An 18,973-nucleotide genomic window follows, 5' to 3' on the forward strand; every position below is an offset into this window, starting at 1 on the left:
TGCGTTCTCGGTGATGTCACAGGAGGGTTTCCTCGCAGGCGAGGGCGAGCCCGGCGTGCAGGGTTCGCAGTTGGTGGAGCATCGCCTCGTACTCCTGGTCGTCGTCGCTGATGTCGACTCGGGAGGCGGCGACGATGCCGTGGATCTCTCGTTGCCGAAGTGCAGTGAGCAGTCGGGCCAGTTGGGGGCGCATAGCCGGGTCGGTGGGCCCCGTGTGGTCGATGGCGCGGGTTGCCACGGTCCACTGCCGCCTGGTGGCCAGGGCCTGCACGACAGCGAGGCGGGGAGCGGGATCCTGCTCGGAGTTGACGAGGACGTAGAGGCCGAACCGCTTCTCCCCCTGGACGTTCCGAAGGGCCGTGTCGAGCTGGACTCGTCGTAGCGAGCTCAGTTGCCGGTTGGCGGCGGACGACGGCTGAGTCATGGCCCTCACGCCGTGCCCCCGACCGGCCGGAGCCCTCGGGCCCAGCGACCGTGCTGGGCCTCGTGGCGTGCGGGGGTGCTGAAGGTGGCGAACGGGCCGGCATCGCCGAAGCCCGGAAGCGGCGCCCGCCAGGTGAGCAGAAGACGCGCCAACGCCACGGATATGCGTAACCAGTGGTCGCCGCTCAGCGGAGGGAGAACCTTCACGCCGCCACCCCCACCGCGGCGAACGTACGCGCGAGGGTGAGGGCCGTGTCCAGCAGTCCGACGTGGGAGAACGCCTGCGGAAAGTTGCCGACCTGGCGCTTGCGCTTGGAGTCATACTCCTCGGCGAGCAGTCCCAGGTCGTTGCGCAGCCCGAGGAGCCGTTCGAAGAGTTCACGGGCTTCGTCGGGACGTCCGATCATGGCGAGGTCGTCGGCGAGCCAGAAGCTGCAGGCGAGGAAGGCGCCCTCGTCGCCGCTCAGGCCGTCGGTCCCTACCTCGTCACCTGCGGTGGCGTAGCGCAGGATGAAGCCGTCGGGGGTCGTCAGGTCGCGCTGGATGGCTTCGATCGTGCCGATGACCCGAGGGTCGTCCGGGGGCAGGAAGCCCATCTGCGGGATGAGCAGGGTCGCGGCGTCGAGTTCCTTGGAGCCGTAGGACTGGGTGAAGGTGTTGCGTTCCGCGTCGAAACCGCGCTCGCAGACGTCGCGGTGGATCGTCTCGCGCAGGGTCCTCCATCGCTCCAGCGGGCCGTCCACGGCTCCGGACTCGATCAGCTGCACCGTGCGGTCCACGGCCACCCAGGCCATGACCTTGGAGTGCACATGGTGGCGGCGCGGGCCACGGCCTTCCCAGATCCCGTCGTCCGGCTCCATCCAGTGCTGCTCCAGGAAGTGGATCAGCTTGATCTGGAGGTGGTCGGCGGGGCCGGCGGGCAGTCCGGCCTGGCGGGCGCGGTGGAGGGTTTCAGCGACTTCGCCGTACACGTCCAGTTGGAGTTGGCCCGCGGCTTCGTTGCCGATGCGCACCGGGCGCGAGTCCTCGTATCCGCCCAGCCACTCCAGTTCGCTCTCCGGGAGCTGGCGTTCACCGGCGATCCCGTACATGATCTGGAGCTTCTCCGGGTCGCCGGCCACTGCCCGGACGAGCCACCCCGCCCAGTCACGGGCCTCGGCCCGGTAGCCGGTGCGCAGCAGCGAGGAGAGGGCGATGGCGGCGTCGCGCAGCCAGCAGAACCGGTAGTCCCAGTTGCGGCTGCCGCCCAGGTCCTCGGGCAGGGAGGTGGTCGGGGCGGCGACGATGCCGCCGGTCGGGGCGTAGGTCAGCGCCTTCAGCGTGATCAGTGAGCGGACCACGGCCTCGCGGTACGGGCCCTCGTAGATGCACTGGCCCACCCAGTCCGTCCAGAACTCCTCCGTCACCTGCAACGCCTCCTCGGCGTCCGGTGCAGGAGGCGGGCTCAGATGGGAGGGGTGCCAGGTGAGGGTGAAGGTGACGCGTTCTCCCTCGGTGACGGTGAAGTCGGAGCAGGTCGTCAGGTCCTCGCCGTACGTGGGAGCCGTGGTGTCCAGCCACACAGCGTTCGGTCCGGCGACGGCCTGGGTGCGATCGCCCCAAGTCTCCACCCAGGGGACGACGGAGCCGTAGTCCATCCGCAACCGGAGCCGCGAGGCCATGGGCACTCGGCCGCTCATCCCCTCGACGATGCGGACGAGTTGCGGTGCGCCGTCCTCCCGGGGCGGCATGAAGTCGATGACCTTCACGATGCCGGAGCCGGTGACCCACCGGGTCTCGAGGACGAGGGTGTCCTCGCGGTAGCGGCGGTCGGTGGACACCGGGCTCGTCTCTCCGGCCGGGCCGATGCGCCAGAAGCCGTTGTCCTCGTCGCCGAGCAGGTTCGCGAAGATCGCGGGGGAGTCGAAGCGGGGCAAGCAGGCCCATTCGACCGTCCCGTCGCTGCCGATCAGGGCGGCGGTCTGCATGTCGCTGACGAGTCCGAAGTCCTCGATACGCCGGGTGGCCAACATAGAAGTTCCGTTCGGTGCGGGTGCACGCAGGCCACGGGGGACGGGCCTGGCGTGCTGGGGTGTGATGTCGGGTGGGTGGTGCTGAGCCCCGGTGCGCGGGCTCGGACGGCGGGCCGTGGTCAGACCGGCGCGGCGCGGGCCGCGGCCGCCGTGGTGCCGGCCGCCTGGTGGGCGTCGGCGACCGTCGCGTGGAGGTCGATCACGTTCGCCAGGCCGGTCAGACGCAGGATCTTGGCCATCACGCCGGAGCCGACGATGCGGAGGGCTCGCTGGGGAGACTGTTCCAGTTGCTGCATCGACCTGATCAGCGCGCCGATGCAGGTCGAGTCGAAGTACGTGACGTCCCGCGTTACGAGGATCAGGTCCCCGTCGTCTTCGCCGATCACCTGTGCCAGATGCGTGCGCAGGCTCGGCGCCTCGTAGACGAAGAACTCGCCTCCGAGCGTGAGCACGGTGTGCGGACGGCGCTGTGTGTAGGTCAGCCAGGCGTGCCCGAGGCGGACCGTCTGCGGTTCTTGGTCCGGCTCAGCCATGGCGCCTGCCGACCAGTGCGTCGTGAGGCTGAAGGCGGTCGTGCCCCTCCCCGTCGCCAGCCGGGAGGGGGGTCGTGTCCTGTTCGGCGTCGTAGAGCTTGAGGATCACCTGACGAGCGACGACCCGGTCCATGCGGCTGTCGTCGAACAGGACGAGCTGGTCCTCCTGGGGAGGCGCCGACGGGGAGTAGACGGTGCCTTTGACGCCGATCGGCTCGGCCACCCGGGCGCGAACGGCGATGAACCCCTCGCGCAGGACGCGGCAGAAGCGCAGAGCTCGGTGCGCATCCGGCACGCACATCGGAGGGGTGGCCGTGATGATGTCGCGTGGAAAGGTCAGTTGCTCGGTGCCGGCGTTGGCGTTCAGCAGCCAGAGCATCCCGCGTTCGTTCAGGTCCGCCCCGCCGGAGCAGCCGCCGCATCTGGGCGGCTGTCTCATGACGTGCCGCTGCCGTTCGGGGTGGTGCTCGGACCAGCGCTGTCCGCCGGTCTGTGTTCCCTCCCACCGTTCCCACAGGTATCCGTCGACGCACCGGTCGCTGGGACGCTCGTCGGCGTAGCGGACTCGGCCGTGTGCGTCGAAGAGGACCTTGACGTCGCTGATGGATTCGTCCGCATAGGGAGCGATGAAGAGCAGGGATTCCGCCCGCCCGCGGTCAACGGCGGGGGCCTTGTGTGCGGCGGCGGGGAGGGCGAGGTGCGGCACGTGCTTCTCCTGGGAGGCTGGAAGGCCACCGGGCGAGGGGATCTCAACTCGACCCGGGGCAGGACGGCTTACTGCGAGCGGTGTCAGGTCAGGGCAGTGGGGGCCGGGCCGGGAGAGAGCACGGTGGCGAGCCGTTGCGACCACTGGCCCTTGCTCTGGCCGAGCGCGACCTCGGCGAGGCGCAGCAGCTGGATGTCCGAGGTGCCGGCGGGGGCGAAGATGTGGTGGGCGTCGCGCAGGTAGCGGCCGATGGGGACGTCGGCCAGCAGTCCGGCTGCGGCGTGGATCTCCATCGCGGCCCGGGCGGAGTCCAGGGCCAGCTCCACGTTGATCAGCTTGGCGTTCATCAGCTCGGCGTCGCAGGCCGCACCGGTGTCCAGGAGGCGGGCGGCGTGGTAGGCGGTGAGCCTGGCTGTCATCACGCGCGACTGGATCTGCCCGATCTTGATCTTGATGTTGGGCAGGTGGTGCAGCTGGTTGTCGTAGCGGACGCGTTCGCTGGCGAAGGCCGTGGTCTGTTCCAGGATCGCCTGGTGGATGCCGAGAGCGACGGCGGTGAGGTTGGGGCGCCCGTACAGGACGCTGGAGGAGTAGGCGACGTCCCGGCCCTCTCCCTCGCTGCCGAGGCGGTTGCCGACCGGTATTCGGCAGTCGTTGAAGTGCAGCTCGCCGAAGCTGAAGCCGTGGAGTCCGAGAGTCTGGCCCGGTGGGGGCAGGGTCAGGCCGGGGCGGTCCGCTTCGACGAGGAACGCGGTGAGCCCCTTGGAGCCTTCGCCGGTGCGGGCGACGACCCCGTGTAGGTGCCCGATGTGGGAGTTGCCGATGTAGATCTTGCGGCCGTTGAGGACGTAGTGACGCCCCTCGCGACGTGCCGTCATCTGCATGCCCAGCACATGGCTGCCGGCTTCGGGTTCGGTGACGGCGATGGTCGGCAGGCACGACCCTTCGGCGATCTTGGGGAGCCAGTCGCGCTTCTGCCGTTCGCTGCCGAAGTGGATGATCTTCGCGACGCCGAGCTGGGAGGCCTGGACCATGGCGCCCATGGCGCCGCTGATCCTGGACAGCTCCTCGATGATGATGGTCTTGGCGAGGTGGCCGGCGCCCATGCCGCCGTAGGCCTTGTCGACGGTGACGCCGATCCACCCCTGCCGGGCGATGGCCGCCGCGAGCTCTGTTTCAACCGCGCCGGTGCGCTCCATGTCCGCCACGCGCGGTGCGACCTTGGACTCCGCGAAGGCACGGACCTGTGCGCGGAGTTGATGGTGGCGCTCTTCGAGATAGGCATCGGACACTGTGGGCTCCCCTCCCTGTTAGTCGCTCGTGACGTGCGGCGGCGCGGGTTCGGGCTACGGCTGGATGCCGGCGCGCTGGTAGAGGAAGTTCATGACGTCGTCGCGGCGCTGCTTGATCAGGGCGAGGGACTCCCGCCCGGTGCTCAGGTCCCGTTCCACAGGGCCCACGAAGCACACGGTGCCGAGCACCGTGTCGCCGTGCAGGAGGGGAGCGCCGGCGTAGGTGCGAATTCCGATCAGGTCGACGACCGTGTTCCCGGCGAACCGCGGCGAGGAGAAGACGTCCGGCAGGACCAAGGCCTTCTTACGGTCGACGACCTCGGGGCAGAACCCGTGGTCGAGGGGCATGCTTCGGCCGACGGTCGGCAGCTCGCTGTCGTCCCCGGGCGTGTGGAGTCCGAAGAACTGCTGCTCGGCCCCGAAGATGTTGACCATGGCGTAGGGGACGCCTGCCTCCTGGGCCAGCTGCGTGGCGAACGCGTCGAGCTCCGGCTCGGGGCCGGTCAGGCCGAGGGCGCGCAGCACGGCGTCCCGTTCGGTTTGCGGCGTGCCCGCGTGCGGGGTACCGGTGGGGAAGGTCATGCGAGGGCTCCAGAGGTGAGGTGACGGCGGCGCCGGAGACTGTGTTCCACGAGGCGGATCAGAACGGTCATGGCGGACGCGCGATTGCGGACATCGCAGGTGAGGACCGGGACTTCGGGGTCGAGCTCGAGCGCCTGCCGCACTTCGGCAGGCGTGTAGCGGTACGCGTTGTCGAACTCGTTGACAGCGACGACGAACGGCGTCTTGAGCTGCTCGAAGTAGCTGACCGCGGCGAAAGAGTCCTCAAGGCGCCGGGTGTCCGCCAGGACCACCGCGCCGACCGCGCCGTACGAGAGGTCGGGCCAGGCGAACCAGAATCGCTCCTGTCCTGGCGTGCCGAACAGGAAAAGAATCATGGGGCGGGGCGGCTCGTCGAACGTGATCCGGCCGAAGTCCATGGCCACGGTGGTGGTCGTCTTCTCCGCCACGCCGGTCAGGTCGTCGATGTCCCGGCCGGCGTCGGTAAGGACTTCCTCCGTCATCAGCGGCTCTATCTCGCTGACTGTGGCGACCATCGTGGTCTTGCCGACGCCGAAGCCGCCGGCCACCACGATCTTCAGCTCCGCCACGGGGAGCGCCGCGCCCCCAGGCTCAGAGCCGAGTGTGTAGGCCATGAAGAAGTGCCTCCAGTAGGTGTACGTCGGGATCGGCTCCGGCGCCGACGGGGTTGGCCCGAGCCAGCGCGTCGCAGTCGAGAAGGTCCCCAATCAGGACCTTCACCACTTGCACGGGCTGGTGCGTCCGGGCGGCGAGTTCGGCAACGGAGCGGGGGACGCCGCTGCAGTGCAGCAGCAGCGCCTCTCCCTCGGGACTGGGGTGGGCCGTCCCGGGGGCGGCAGGTCGGGTGATCAGGCAGGTGGTGAGATGCAGGGTGTGGTGCGATCTGGTGCGGCCTCCGGTGATCGTGTAGGGACGGACGTCCGCTAATGAGCTGTCGGCCCATCCGCCGGCCTCCACGTCACAGCCCCTGCCCGCTGAATGAGTTGGGCCGGGCCGCCACGACCAGGTGCTCGTCCAGGCCTCCGATGAAGGTCTCCATCTCGTAGCCGACCTGGCCGGCATCCGCGGTGGGCGTGGCCACGACGGCCAGGACGGTGTTCACCGCCTTGTTGTCGGTGAACTCGGCGCCGGCGCTCATCACGAAGAGGCTGCCGCCGTCGTGCTCGACGACGACCTGGCGGATGCCGCCCTGCGTGTCCTTGAACTGCTGGCGCCCGAGCGAGTACAGCCCGGAGATGACGGCCGCGAGGTTGTCGGCGTCGTCGATCGGCTGTTCGGTCCAGGCCAGCTTCAGCCCGTCACCCGAAGCGAGGAGGGCACGGGTCGTCCCGGGTGCCTTGTCGAGGAGCCCGGCGAGCAGTCCGCTCAACTGGTCTCGGGCGGACGTGGCAGGGGTCGGGAAACCGTCGCTTTGCATGGATTCTCCTGGTAAGGGATGGGGGGTGGGCTGGACGAGATATGTCTCAAACGGCGGGTGGCTGAGACTCGGGGGAGTCTCCAGACGGTCTGCGAGAGCGGAAGTTCGCCATCAGCCCGCCGGTGGCGCGTCCCGCCGGTGCTTGCTGAACCAGAGGCGGGATACGCGTCTCGGCCTCGCCACGCCGGGGCAGTTGCGGTCGGCTTCCGTTCTGACCGGGAGAAGCCGCGGGTGCGCTGCCGCCCTGCAGAGCAGGCCGGATGCGCCGGGGCAGCTCAGCGGTGTCGTCCGGGTGAGGCATCATGTGCTCCCGTCGCGCCGGGCCGGGCGTGTGCGCGGAAGGACGTGGCCTTTGTGGAGGGGGCTTGGGTGAGGGCTGCCGGTCGGCGGGGACGAGCAGTTCCCTGGGGAGGACCACGACGGCCTGGGTCCCACCGACGATGTTGGGCCCCAGCTGAATGGTGATCTTGTGTCGTTTCGCGAGGAGGGCAGCGACCAGGAGGCCGATCTTGCCTTCCCGCAGGCGGGCGCGAGGGTCCTCGCTCTCCGGCGCGGCCAGCAGGCGGTTGAGTGATTCCCGCTTCTGCTGCGACATGCCGGCGCCGCGGTCGAGCAGTTCGATGGCTATCCCGCCGGCGGCCTCATGGGTGTGGACCTCCACTCGGTCACTCGAGAAGCCGGTCGCGTTCTCCATCAGGGCAGCGAGCAGGTGCACCACGTTCGGGCTGACGTATCCCGGCAGGGCGGCAGCCGTGTGCTGGGACGAGGCCACGCGCACGCGGTGATACTCGGGGATCTCCGCGACAGCGCGCCGGATCGCAGTGGCCAGCACCACAGGTGCGCTGTCACGGGGAGGGGTGTTACCGCCCAGGACAGCGAGGCTCTCGACCGCGCGCCGGATCTGGGTCAGCAGGTGATCGACCCGGAACAGCTCGGCCATCAACTCCGGATCCTCGATGTCCCTCTCGACCTCGGAGATGACGGTGATGCTGCGGTTGACCAGACTCTGCAAACGCGGCGAGATCGACTTGAAGATCTCGGCGAGCTCCGCCTGCGCGTTGAGGTGCTGGTGCTGGCGGGTCGCGGCCAGCATCACCGTCTTCCACGCCTCGTCGAAGGCCTCGTCCAACAGGACAACGGCGTCAGCGCACGGGTTTCCTGTGCGTGGCGGGGCAGCGGTCGGCGAGAAGTTGGTGTGTGCGGTGCCCTGTTCAGCTTGCTCCGCTGCCCAGCGGACGTGCTGCCGGCCTCTACCGATGGCGGTGATGACCTCATTCAGAGCCTGAAGAGCGGCGTCTCGCTCCCCGCGGACTTCCCCCATCCGGGTCAGGCCGCGGCGCGCGCGAAGTGACCGTGCTCCGGTCCACCACAACGTGCAGGCGGCCGCGGCGACAGCTGTCGCGATGCCGAGCGGGGTGGGCAGTACGTCGAACCCATCGAGCAGCCAGCCACCGGCCACCACCGCTCCCGTGAGAACGCTCCCCGCGAACGCGGGCGGAAGAGCCACGCTGTCACTGGCGTGAGCGCGGTGACGCCGGCTGGAGGGCATCGAGACCTCGGCTGTGTGATCAGACATGGCACATCTCCCGAGCACGAAGTCCGTTTGGCTGCCGGGCGACGTCACGCATCTGGGCCCGCATCAGGCTGAGGCTGTCGTGCAGTACCGCCGCGTCAGTGGTCGGGTGGGCCAGCGGGTCGGGCGGGACGGCCCAGAAGCGGTCGTGGCAGAACGACTGGGGACCGCCCTGTGTCGAACACTGCAGCGACGGCCCGGCGTCGCAAACCGAGTGCGCGGCCCCCCACAGGTAAGCGGTACCGGAGACGACCGGCACCAGCAGCCTTCGGTGGGTGATGCAGCACAGCAGCGGCCCGACCCGGTGTCCCGAGTCCAGCATCGTGTCGAGCGTGGCCATGCCGAGTCCCATGCTGACGCGGACGGCATCGGTCGTCCGCGGCAGCATGGGAGGCAGCGGGGTCTCGCCGAAGTGCAGTCGCCAAGGATGGCGAGTGCTCAGTAGGGGAGTCATCAGCTCTCCGGTCAGGACGGTCTGTTTCCGTCGGGGCTTCAGGGAGCCGTCCTGGTGCCGCGCCATAGCGGGGGTGGCCGGCGCGGCACCAGAACGGGGACGTGACGTCGCGGGCGGCTAGGGGAGCGCCGTCGCCGCGACGGCCGGCACGGTCTCGCGAAGAAGCGGGATCCAGCCGGGCGGCTGCTCGGGGGCGGGAGGCCAGCGTCCCGTCCCCGAGCCGTGCCCCCTGTGTCCGGCAGGGGGCCACGTGTGACCAGTAGGTTCTTCGGCCGGATCGCGCAGGCCGTAGAACTGGTGGCATTGATCCGGGCGGCAGTGCGCTGGCCGCTTGTCGCCCCATTCGACGATCGGGCCGCTGTACGACAGCTGCTCGAACCCCGGCAGCCCCTCCAGGGCCAAGGCGGCTTGCTGGGCGAAGACTTCTGCGCCCATGTGCAGCTGACCGCCCTGTCGAGCGGCTCCTGTGGGTACGGCGAGGAGCGGTGCTTGAAAGATCGCCACTGCCACGGCCCCCAATAGGAGCTCGGGCTGGATCAGGCGTCGAGCCCAGTACTCATAGTCGTAGGCCTTCTGCGGAGGAAGGAGCCGAACTTCTGGAACCTTGGGAAAGGAGACCGTGCGCGCGCTCATGCGTTCAATCGCCTCCGGGGAAGGGGGAGCGGCCGGCGCGAAAGGCCGAACTCCCCATATGGCTGTTTCGAATGCGGAACTCTTCTGGAACTAAGCGTGATTGCCTCGGCGCCGCACCGGTACGCCAAAGCGTGGCCACTTCATGGCCATGTCGAAGGCGCCCGACAGTGCGTCCCGGCGGCCTTATGGCCTGCGTCAGGGGTGCGAACGAGGTGAAACCGGACCATATTGCAGCGGCCTGATGGCTCGCATGGAGCTTGGCCATCTCGTGGCCATCTTCCCGGAAGCGCTTGACAACATCGGACGAACTGCACTCGCGGGGTATCTATTTGTGGGTATTTGGTCCCTTTGGTGCCGCTGTCCGTCGTGCTGCCAAGCCATCGCTGGGTGCAGAACACGGTCGGTAGTAGCCCCGAGCGTGGTCTCCGAGGACATGACGAGGGCATCACGGAAGAGGCAGGTGACAACTGCCGGCATTTTCGACGTCGGGAACGCCGTCGATCTTGGTGCGGGCCCCATCCGAGCGGCGCAAGGAGCCAAGACGGCGAATCTCCTCCACGTGGAGGGAATGCTCGGTCCACCGCCCCGCCAGCCTGCTGCCGGCCCGCGTTGTGGCAGGTCGTCCCCCAAGAAGGCCAGGTGCCGTCATGTTGCTGTCGCTGCCGAGCGCGCGGTCGATGGCGGTCGCCTCAGCTCTCCTGGGCGCCACGAACTAGATCCGGACAGTCGAGATGGCCACAACGTGGCCAAGGTTTGGCGTACCGGTGCCACTACCCGTCGCGGCAGGGTTAGTGCCGGGTCGGATTTCCGGCCCGCGCCACAAGGCGTCTCGAACCGCAAGGAGACGAAGGTGCCGCCGACAGCAGCCGAACTGATCCGGGACCTGACCCTGGGGCCACTGGTCGACCACTACGCCTTTGCGCTCGTCTCCAAGGAGGAACCACTGGCGTGGGCCCGCGAGACGGTCCGCATACTGCTGAAGGGCCGGACCGATCAGGGCCGGATCGACGATGCCGTGTTGGTCGTATCCGAGCTCCTCACCAACGCAATCCGGCACGCGGGCGGGCCTGTGTCCCTCACCCTCGACCTCTACGAGAAGGGCGTCACCGTGGGCGTCGTTGACCGCGGAAGGGATACCACTGTCATTCCGACTGTTCCCGTTAGCCTCTTGGCCAGTCTGCAAGACGAGGAGGCCGCCGAGATCAGCGGAGAGGACCTGCCCGAGAATGGCCAAGGTCTGTATCTGGTCTCCTCATTTGCTACCGCCTGGGGGGTCGAGCCTGCCTACGAGGGCAAGGTTGTGACCGCCGCCTTCTGCCTGGCGGGGAGCACCGCGTGACCGCTCACGACCTCGGAGTCCGCCATTTGTGCCGTGGCATCCTCACCCACCCGCTCGGCCTCCACTGCGACGTCTCTACTGGGCACGCACCCCCGGATCAATCGAACAGGATCAATCGGTTCCTTGGCGGTCTCCACCGTGCGGTCGAGCAGGGTGCAACCTTCTTCGACACCTCCGACTCCTACGGCAGCGGGCACTCGGAACGCGTCGTCGGCCAGTTCTTGCGCGAGTACCCGGACCTGTCTCTCCAGTTGAGTAGCAAGGTGGGGCAGATACGGGGCAGCGCAGAGCATCCGTACGCCGGTCGGCACATCAACCACCAGCTCGAGCAGACGTTGGAGAATCTCTACGTCGAGCAGCTCCACCTGTATACGTTGGACAGCTTCGACTTCGGCCCTGGAGATCGCTACCTGGGCAATGCCATCGACGCGATGCGCACGCTCCGGGAAGTGGAGTCCATCAATGCGATCGGGATGCGGGGACCTTTCACGCACTACGCGGCTTCTCCTGAGGAGTGGGCAGCTGAGGCGGAGAGGTTTTTGTACCTTTTCCGTCTGATCAAGCCGGACGTGGTCTGGACCCGGTTCAACGCTTTCACTCCCGCGGTCTTGCTCGAAGGGGAGGACCTGTTCTCCTTCACGGCTCGGCACGGCGTCGGCCTGGTGCTGGCGGCTCCACTGGCCCATGGGGTGCTTGCTGGAAAGAACGCGGATAGATCACGGTCACGCGCGAAGATGATCTACCCCCGACGTACAGGGGCGATGCCTCCGCTCATGGAATGGGTCGATGAGGGACTTCATGTTCTCCGCAGCCACTTCGGTGAGGGTCCCGGCACGCTGACGCGGTTGGCCCTTCGCTCGTGCTTGCAGCGCGGCGATCAGTGCGTGGTCGTCGTCGGCTTCAGCAACGAGGAGCAGGTGGAGGAGAACTACAGCTGCTTGGGCGATCCGCTCACGGCGCCGGAGCTCGCCATCGTTGACGACGTCTATGCAGACCTCCGGGGTCATCTCCACGAGGTAGCGACACGTTCGCCCGTCAAGCAACTGCAGCCATGAGCAACGCCTTCCCGGTCGGCGAGGTCCCGATCGGCGCTGCGGAGTCCGCTCCGCGCAGCCGGCCGGGCCGGCGAGAAGCATGCCGCACAGAGACCTGACCGCGCCGCGAGACACAGGACCTTCCATGAACGAACCGCCAGAGCCGAAGCGCTGGATAAGCCTGGGACTACTGTTCGGAGGGCCCACCCCGAGCTGCGAAGTCTTGTCGCCCACGTCCGCGGCGAGCAGCCAGCCGGTTCTGCCCGCGCCGCCCGCCCCGTTGACCACTGAGGAGCGCGAGGGCGAGGAGGCGATGCGCGCCGCGGGCTACGAACCGAAGGTACGGTTCCCCGGCGCCCGTTCCATGCCCTGGCCGAGCGAGTGCACCACCTGCGGCGCGCCCCGCAAACCCTCGCTCCAGGACGTCGAGCGAGGCGTGCGGTGTCAGCACGTCCGGGGGCGCAGGTCCGCCCCCTCCCGCGCATGAGGCGGGCCCGCGCGCCCGAGCGGCACGAGGTATTCGAGTGCAAGCTGTGCCCGTGTAAGGGGACCAACCAACAGATTCGCGGCGTCGGCGCGCGGATGGCGGCGTACCACGTGTGCAGCTCATGTGACTTCTGGCTGACGTGCCTGGGCTACTTGATGCTCGGCGACCAGGACCCCGACGGGCGTCGCGTGCTGAGGATCGACAGCCGCCACTACCTGACCTGGACCGAGGAGCAGGGCTTCCCGCCCGAGATCGGCTACGCCGGGGCAGAGCGGCGGCACTACGTCCTGCTGAACGACCCGGAGGGCACCGCGCACGCGACCCATCGGGTCTGGCTCATGGGCACCATCCCGGGTGCCTTCCGGGACCGGATGCCCGACAATGCCGTCTTCGTGCCAGCACCGTAGGCGTCGCCCGGCCGCGCGTCGGCCCGGGGGCCCGGGGCCGTCCGTGAGCATGGCGCCGGTCAGCGCCGCTCGGCGGAGACGACAAGCTGCCCGCCCGCGCGACTGATCCGGGACAGGACGAAGCCGTCGGGGAACAGGGGTGAACCGGCAGTCGTGGCCTGCGAGGACTCCGGAACCGGTTGGAGGAGGGTGAAGCGGTCCACCAATGCCGCACTGAGCAGCCGCTCGCCCAGCTTCGAGGGCCCGACGAGCAGTACCGTGCGGGCGCCGGCCTCGGCGAGTGAGGCAACCGCATCCCCTGGCTCGTCGGGCACCGGACGGGCGGGCACGCTGAAGGCGCGCCCATGACTGCCCGTCCGGCCCTCTTCGGCCGAGCCGTCGACGGAGATCACCAGATCGTATGCGTGGCGCTGGAGCTCGATCTCGGCGAGCGCCTCTGACGCAGGGGCGATGGGATTGCCCGCGGCGTCCGCCTGGATCAGCAGGTGCAGGACGGGACGCTGGCGCGACAGGGACGCGTGCCAGGGCCCAAGCACGGCCAGGGCCTCCTTCTCCAGGACACGCGTTTGGACATCGACGCCCGCCTGGCGCAGTCGCGCGGCTCCACCCTCGCCCCGCGAGGTGGGGTCCATGACAGCAATCAGCACGCGCGCGATCTTGGCGTCCAAGAGGGCTTGGTGGCAGGCCGGCGTGAGACCTTCGTGGTTGCAGGGCTCCAGCGTCACCACGGCCGTGCCGCCCACAGCTCGGGTGCCGGCGGCCGTGAGCGCGTTGACCTCGGCGTGCGCGGCCCCCTTGCGGAGGTGGTACCCCTCGCCCACCGTGCGGCCCGCGGCATCAAGGATCACGCAGCCGACGGCTGGGTTCGGACTGGTGGCGCCAAGCCCGCTCGCGGAGATGATGATGGCGCGACGCATCGCCGCCAGCTCCACCGACGTGGGCATCTGCCCCTCCCTCAGATCTGCGTGACGGCCCGGATCAGCTCGGCCACCCCGGGGGTGTCAGGGGCGGAGCGCATTACGTCAACGGCAGCGATCGTCTCACGGAGGGTTCGCGTTGATCCTCCGCTGCGGGCAACGACCAGCGCCTGGCGGGCATGGTCGACGCCCTGGTCGATGTCGCCGGTGCGAGCGTGGGCGGTGGCGAGTCGAGCGTGCAGGAGACCGCGGTCGCGACGGTAGACCTGTGGCATGGCGGCGAGCGCGGTGGACAGGATCGGGACGGCGCGGTCCGAGCGTCCCAGGAGGAGCCAGCAGTTCGCGCGCTGCCCCTCGAGGTACGCCGCGGTTGCGAAGTCGCCGTGCCCGCTGCGGCCGTCGCCGGCGCTCTCGGGTCGTGCGGCCAAGGTCTCGGCCTGATCGATGAGCCGGTGGCAGGCTGCTTCTTCCCCGGCAAGAGCGTAGCCGTGGGCTTCCTGTTGGAGGGCGGCAGCACGCATCTGCGGGGTGAGGATGTGGTCGTAGCGTTGGACGGCGCGGGAGAGGCTGATGCTCGGGGCGGCATGGCCGCTGGCGGTGGCCTGTTGGGCACGCCGGAACAGGGTCCAGGCGGTCATCGCGTCGTCGCCGGCTTCGACTGCCCATGCCATGGCCTGGTTCGTCCAGTGCGCGGCCTGTGCGGTGCCCGCGGCGTCGGTGGCGCAGTCCTCGTGAAGCCAGGCCGCGGACTCGGCATAGCGGGCGGCCAAGACCAGGACATCGGCGCGCAGGTGAGGACCGGCGCACTCGAGAAGATCTTGGAGCACGCCGAGGTTTTGATGGACGCCGTCAAGAGCGTGCCGAGGGCCCAGGAGGTTGTCGCTCTGGACGAGCATGTGCCACATCTCGCGCAGATGCATGAGGACGGCTTCTGCCTGGTCGGGCGTCATCCGGTCGAGGTGAGGCCGGGCGGAAGCCCCGGCGTGCCCGGGAAGGAGAGGGAGTGCTGCTGCGCTGCCGGCCAGGAGCAGCTGGCGTCGGTCCACGTCTGCGCCTTCCTGCGGGAGGAACGGGCTTGGGGTGAGGATTCCCCCATGCCCTGATCCCGACCCGAGAAAGGCGTGGGCAGCATCCAGCTTGTCCGCTGCCGGAAGCTCCGCTGCACCACCCTCAGTGAGCGCGGGGGGAGTGGCGAACAGCAGCGCGACGGGCTGTTGGAAGAGGTGTTCGAGGATGGCCCGAGTGTCTCGCTGCGGTAGGCCCTTCAATTCGCCGGCCATCCACCGGTCGAAGGTGCGCCGGGCGACTGACACATCCGCGAGCCGGGGCTTCCCGGTCTGTTCGGCGAGCGACCGTCCCGCTTTGCAGAAGTGGGTGCTGAACGTCTCGATCGTGGTCCAGCCCCGTTCCTGAACCAGCTGGCGGAACTGCGTCATCCGCATCGTGTGCACCTTTGTCCCCACCAGATTGACCCCGTCACCCCTGCTGCCGGTCGGACAGGACGGGCAGATCCGGTTGCGGCCGCATGGGAACGCTCCGCACGACGCGCCAGCGGTAGGCCGGCGAAGTACCGGTGGTGCGCCAGAGTTCAACGAGCTCCACGCTGCTGATCTCCAAGGTGACAGGTTCGAGGGTGCGCAGGAGCGCAACGCTTTCGATCACAGGCGCAGCAGGGCGCTCCCGGTTGCTGTACTGGACGCCCAGGTGGGGCCGGAAGGCGACTGTGGGCTTCCCGCCGGGTACCCCCGCGTGCTGGCCGATCTCGCTGAGCGCGATGTGTAGGCAGACCAGCGGTGACCACGGCGCGAGGGTGAAGCGCACGGCTCCCCGTGAGCCAGCCAGGGGATGGGCGACGACCTGAAAGGTGGTCAACGGCAACTGCTGCGCCAGGTCGGCAAGGAGGCAGACCTGGTCATTCGACACCAGGTCAGTGCTTCCGATGCGGGTCATCGTCACATGGAGCCCGTCCTCGGGGACGGGGTCCATGCCCAGGTGCGCGAGTTCGTCCTGGCAGCGCTTCGCGCGGCGTAGCAGGTCGGTGGCATTGGGGAACGTCAGCATCCAGTAGTAGGCACGGGTTCCCTCGGACCAACCAGGGCGCGCCCAGTGGTTCGTCATCTGCTCGATGGCGGTGAACGCCCGCCAGTCGTGGTCGACGAGCAGCCCGGTGCTGTCGAGGTCTGGTGGCGGGCGGTGCGGAAACGCTCCGGGGTAGACGTCCAGTTCGGGCGTCACGACTCTCCTTCACTGCTGCAGCGCGAGCTCCGTACCCGAGCCGCTGACGATCGATTTGGCCTGAGGGTGTGAGCGCCAGGTCCGAAGTTCCTCGGCATAGTCGCTTACATCGGGCTCGGCGTGCCAGCGCCCAGCGCGCTCATACAACTCGTTCGCCCTCTGCCACACGGACGTGATGGGGGCGGTGGTTCCAGCGTGGAGGGCGCGCCGCCCCAGAGCCATGGCGTGTTCCACTTCCGGCTGCTTGTGCTGGAGAAGGGCCGCGGCAACATCGAGACGGACTAGGGCTCGGCTCCACTCGGAATCGGACTCCTCGATCAGGCCGTCGATCTGCTCTGCGCAGGACAGAACTTCACCCGTGTCGTCGAGGGACAGCCGCGCGGTGATCTCATTGGCCAGGGTGCGGGCCAGGCTGTAGGGCGCGAATGAGATGCACGACGTGATCCCAGAGGGCAGGGATGCCTGCCGCTCGGACAGGTCCATCGCTCTCCCCATTGCCCGTTCCGCACCCCTCCGGTCCCCAAGGCGGGCCAGGGCGCGCGCTCGTCCGTTGGCCAGGAGCCGGATGGCCTGGCCGTCATTGGGCGCCAGGTCGACGCCGGCGGCCGCGGCCGTGTCAGCCTCGGTGTAACGATGCTGGTAGTACAGGCTCAGCGACCGGGTGCCAGCGGCCCACATCTGGAGCTGAGTATCTCCGATGTGCTTGGCGAGGGCCTCGGCCTCCGCGCAGTACGCTTCCGCGACGGCGGGCTTGGCTCCGGCGTTGACGGCCATGTAGGACAAGAGGCCCGCAGCGCGCCCGGTGAGCCTGAACAGCTCGGCATGCACCGCCGGTAGATGCTGGCCGCCCAGCAGGGCGTGCAGTGTGCCCCGGAGACCACGCGCCTCTCCGGCCAGCATCTGAGGGCCGCTGGTCTCGTAGCGGTCGACGATCCCCTGGAGCTGTCCGCCGAAATGTTCCAGTACCGCTGCGTCGGTACTGGAGCGGGTCAGTAACTGCGTCTGCGTGATCACTGCCAGCGGGTCGTCGAAGGCGCCGTTGGCTGTGCCATTGGTGGGGAGGGCGGTCGGCGGCGAGTCCAGCGGAGCTATGGGCCTGGAACTGGGACTGGTCGAAACCTGAGTCGTGCTGTCTGGAGTAGCGAACAGCAGCACGACGGGCTGCTGGAAGAGGTGCTCCAAAATGGTCCGGGTGTCCCGCTGCGGCATCCCCCTCAGCTCGCCGGCCATCCATCGGTCGAAAGTGCGTCGGGCGACGGTGACGTCCGCGAGGTGCCGCTTACCGGTCTGCTCAGCCAGCTCCCGTGCGGCTTTGGCGAAGTGCGTACTGAAGGTCTGGAGCGTGGTCCAGTGCCGCTCCTGAACCAGCTGGCGGAACAGCGTCATCCGCATCGTGTGCATCGTGCACCTCCAGGAGCGTGTCAGTCGAGCTCGTCGAACGTCAGCATTGGCACGTCGTACAGGTTCGCCAGTCGGGGCCGCGTCAGCGCTGGCTCGGCGACCTCGGTTACGAACATCTCGGTGACGAACTGCACCTCGGCTCCCAGTAGGTGACTCGTGCGCCCATCGGCGGAGGACTCCTTCAGACCCGCTGTGACATGGATATGTGGAGCGAGCCGGTCTCGGCCGGTGTCCCACGCGAGGGTTCCAGCGCCGAGTACCTCAAGCGTTTGGACTTCGACCTCGTCCCACAGCGGAACCTCCGGATTGGGCATGGGCCCGCAGGTGCCGACGAGCCTGGCCCGGCGGAACCCGCCGATGAAGTTGAGATATCCGGATCGGACCCCGTTCTCAGCACAGAACTTCTCCAGGGCGTCGAAGAAGTCCTCGCCGTGCTCCAGGGCGACGACGAACTCCCGCCCGCGGATGACCCTCGTGGCGCGCATGCGGTGTTACCTCCAGTGGCACGTCAGCAGTACGGGGCGAAGGCGCGCACGATGGCATCCTGGTCGGAGCCGGCACGCAGGTGGGCAAGGAGCAGCAGCCGTGCCTTGCGGGCGTCGAGCGACCCACCACGGATCACCCCTCGGCTCAGAAGATCGCGCTCCGAGCCCGGAAATGTGTACGTGCTGCGCAGGACACTTCCCGCGTTGGTGCGGGTGGAGAGCACCACGGGGATGTGGGCGGCGATCTTCTCCACGCGGCTCACCCAGGCAGCCGGTAGGTGGCCAGCCCCGAAGGCAGCGACGACGAGTCCGTCCACCTTCTCGTCCAGGCCGTCGAGTAGGACACCGCCGCTGCCCAGCGACACTTCGATGAGCTCCACCTCGGCGGGTCGCCGAAACGTGGACCGGACCCCAGCGCTCCGGCCGGCGTCGAAGTGGAAGCGTGCTACTCCCTCGACCACGTGACCGATCGGGCCTGCGCTCGGCGAGGCGAAGGCACTGATGCTGGTGCTGTGAACCTTGCGGACGTGGCGTGCGGTGTGGATTTCGTCGGCGAACACCACGAGTACCCCTCGCCCGCGGGCCTGGGGGCTGGCGGCTGTACGGACTGCGGCGAGGAGATTGGCCGGACCGTCGGCACCGGCCAACGTGGGGTTGCGCATCGCGCCGGTCAGGATGACCGGGGTGTCCTCTTGATAGAGGAGGTCCAGCAAGAAGGCCGTTTCCTCCAGGGTGTCGGTGCCCTGGGTGACAACGATGCCCTGGGCGCCGTGCTCCGCCTCCAGGCGAAGTCGCGCCGCCAGTTCGGCTACGTCATCGATCGTCAAGGACGCTCCGGGGCTCTGCCGGAAGTCGATCGACTCGATCCCACCCACCTGCTGCAGCTCGGGAACCGCGGCGGTCAGATCGCGGGCGGTGAGCCTCGGTTCCACCCCGTCCGATCCGTGACTGGCCGGGGAAGCCGTCATGGCGATCGTGCCACCAAGAGCAACGACGAGCAGACGCCGAGAAGCGGGTGCGTCGGGTGCGGACAAGAGGGGAGC

At 68.6% G+C, this 18,973-nt stretch carries 21 protein-coding genes; 3 read left to right on the forward strand and 18 right to left on the reverse strand.

The window, feature by feature from the left end; translation table 11 throughout:
* Window positions 1-16: 16 nt before the first annotated feature.
* The 12 genes from OIU81_RS40925 to OIU81_RS40980 form a co-directional block, all read right to left on the reverse strand.
* Window positions 17-424: a hypothetical protein gene (locus tag OIU81_RS40925; protein WP_329156030.1), complete on the reverse strand. Its 408-nt coding sequence runs from the start codon at window positions 422-424 to the stop codon at window positions 17-19.
* A gap of 202 nt (window positions 425-626) precedes the next feature.
* Complete coding sequence (locus OIU81_RS40930; protein WP_329156032.1) at window positions 627-2,435, reverse strand: glycoside hydrolase family 15 protein; 1,809 nt, start codon at window positions 2,433-2,435, stop codon at window positions 627-629.
* A gap of 119 nt (window positions 2,436-2,554) precedes the next feature.
* The gene (locus OIU81_RS40935) at window positions 2,555-2,968 is read right to left on the reverse strand and encodes an STAS domain-containing protein (protein WP_329156033.1); all 414 of its coding nucleotides are present in this window, start codon (window positions 2,966-2,968) and stop codon (window positions 2,555-2,557) included.
* Window positions 2,961-3,674 carry a hypothetical protein gene (locus OIU81_RS40940; RefSeq protein ID WP_329156035.1) on the reverse strand — a complete coding sequence of 238 codons (714 nt, stop codon included), beginning with the start codon at window positions 3,672-3,674 and terminating at the stop codon, window positions 2,961-2,963. Before OIU81_RS40940 ends, OIU81_RS40935 begins: the two co-directional genes overlap by 8 nt.
* A gap of 83 nt (window positions 3,675-3,757) precedes the next feature.
* Window positions 3,758-4,966 (reverse strand): acyl-CoA dehydrogenase family protein, encoded by a 1,209-nt coding sequence (locus tag OIU81_RS40945; protein ID WP_329156037.1) that lies wholly within the window; start codon window positions 4,964-4,966, stop codon window positions 3,758-3,760.
* A 54-nt stretch (window positions 4,967-5,020) separates the two neighbouring features.
* Entirely contained in the window at window positions 5,021-5,548 is a 528-nt protein-coding gene (locus tag OIU81_RS40950) for a GAF domain-containing protein (RefSeq protein WP_266554951.1), read from the reverse strand.
* On the reverse strand, window positions 5,545-6,162 hold the full coding sequence (locus tag OIU81_RS40955; RefSeq protein WP_329156040.1) for a GTP-binding protein: 618 nt from the start codon (window positions 6,160-6,162) through the stop codon (window positions 5,545-5,547). Before OIU81_RS40955 ends, OIU81_RS40950 begins: the two co-directional genes overlap by 4 nt.
* Entirely contained in the window at window positions 6,140-6,610 is a 471-nt protein-coding gene (locus OIU81_RS40960) for a DUF742 domain-containing protein (protein WP_329156041.1), read from the reverse strand. The genes OIU81_RS40955 and OIU81_RS40960 overlap by 23 nt, the downstream gene beginning before the upstream one ends.
* Window positions 6,507-6,965: a roadblock/LC7 domain-containing protein gene (locus tag OIU81_RS40965; protein ID WP_329156042.1), complete on the reverse strand. Its 459-nt coding sequence runs from the start codon at window positions 6,963-6,965 to the stop codon at window positions 6,507-6,509. The genes OIU81_RS40960 and OIU81_RS40965 overlap by 104 nt, the downstream gene beginning before the upstream one ends.
* A gap of 46 nt (window positions 6,966-7,011) precedes the next feature.
* Complete coding sequence (locus OIU81_RS40970) at window positions 7,012-8,541, reverse strand: ATP-binding protein (RefSeq protein ID WP_329156043.1); 1,530 nt, start codon at window positions 8,539-8,541, stop codon at window positions 7,012-7,014.
* Complete coding sequence (locus OIU81_RS40975) at window positions 8,534-8,992, reverse strand: hypothetical protein (RefSeq protein ID WP_329156044.1); 459 nt, start codon at window positions 8,990-8,992, stop codon at window positions 8,534-8,536. The genes OIU81_RS40970 and OIU81_RS40975 overlap by 8 nt, the downstream gene beginning before the upstream one ends.
* Before the next feature lie 117 nt (window positions 8,993-9,109).
* Window positions 9,110-9,625, reverse strand: coding sequence for a DUF6302 family protein (locus OIU81_RS40980; protein WP_329156046.1), 516 nt, complete (start codon window positions 9,623-9,625; stop codon window positions 9,110-9,112).
* Window positions 9,626-10,475: 850 nt separating this feature from the next.
* On the opposite strand from OIU81_RS40980, the gene OIU81_RS40985 reads away from it, so the two are divergent.
* From OIU81_RS40985 to OIU81_RS40995, 3 genes are all read left to right on the forward strand, one after another.
* Window positions 10,476-10,964 (forward strand): ATP-binding protein, encoded by a 489-nt coding sequence (locus tag OIU81_RS40985; protein WP_329156048.1) that lies wholly within the window; start codon window positions 10,476-10,478, stop codon window positions 10,962-10,964.
* On the forward strand, window positions 10,961-12,019 hold the full coding sequence (locus tag OIU81_RS40990) for an aldo/keto reductase (RefSeq protein ID WP_329156050.1): 1,059 nt from the start codon (window positions 10,961-10,963) through the stop codon (window positions 12,017-12,019). Before OIU81_RS40985 ends, OIU81_RS40990 begins: the two co-directional genes overlap by 4 nt.
* 576 nt (window positions 12,020-12,595) lie before the next feature.
* Entirely contained in the window at window positions 12,596-12,892 is a 297-nt protein-coding gene (locus OIU81_RS40995; RefSeq protein ID WP_329156051.1) for a hypothetical protein, read from the forward strand.
* Between the two features lie 59 nt (window positions 12,893-12,951).
* Here OIU81_RS40995 and OIU81_RS41000 read toward each other — a convergent pair whose 3' ends face one another.
* From OIU81_RS41000 to OIU81_RS41025, 6 genes are read right to left on the reverse strand one after another with little or no spacing between them, the layout of a single operon-like run.
* Window positions 12,952-13,836, reverse strand: coding sequence for a bifunctional diaminohydroxyphosphoribosylaminopyrimidine deaminase/5-amino-6-(5-phosphoribosylamino)uracil reductase RibD (locus tag OIU81_RS41000; RefSeq protein WP_329156052.1), 885 nt, complete (start codon window positions 13,834-13,836; stop codon window positions 12,952-12,954).
* A gap of 11 nt (window positions 13,837-13,847) precedes the next feature.
* A complete protein-coding gene (locus tag OIU81_RS41005) occupies window positions 13,848-15,251 on the reverse strand; it encodes a hypothetical protein (RefSeq protein ID WP_329156054.1) in 1,404 nt (467 codons plus the stop codon).
* A gap of 34 nt (window positions 15,252-15,285) precedes the next feature.
* On the reverse strand, window positions 15,286-16,044 hold the full coding sequence (locus tag OIU81_RS41010) for a 2'-5' RNA ligase family protein (protein WP_329156055.1): 759 nt from the start codon (window positions 16,042-16,044) through the stop codon (window positions 15,286-15,288).
* Window positions 16,045-16,053: 9 nt separating this feature from the next.
* Window positions 16,054-17,436, reverse strand: coding sequence for a hypothetical protein (locus tag OIU81_RS41015; RefSeq protein WP_329156056.1), 1,383 nt, complete (start codon window positions 17,434-17,436; stop codon window positions 16,054-16,056).
* A gap of 29 nt (window positions 17,437-17,465) precedes the next feature.
* The gene (locus OIU81_RS41020) at window positions 17,466-17,930 is read right to left on the reverse strand and encodes a PPC domain-containing DNA-binding protein (protein WP_329156057.1); all 465 of its coding nucleotides are present in this window, start codon (window positions 17,928-17,930) and stop codon (window positions 17,466-17,468) included.
* A gap of 23 nt (window positions 17,931-17,953) precedes the next feature.
* Window positions 17,954-18,964, reverse strand: coding sequence for an asparaginase (locus tag OIU81_RS41025; RefSeq protein WP_329156058.1), 1,011 nt, complete (start codon window positions 18,962-18,964; stop codon window positions 17,954-17,956).
* Window positions 18,965-18,973 lie beyond the last annotated feature (9 nt).

This window comes from Streptomyces sp. NBC_01454 (assembly GCF_036227565.1).
GTDB lineage: Bacteria > Actinomycetota > Actinomycetes > Streptomycetales > Streptomycetaceae > Streptomyces.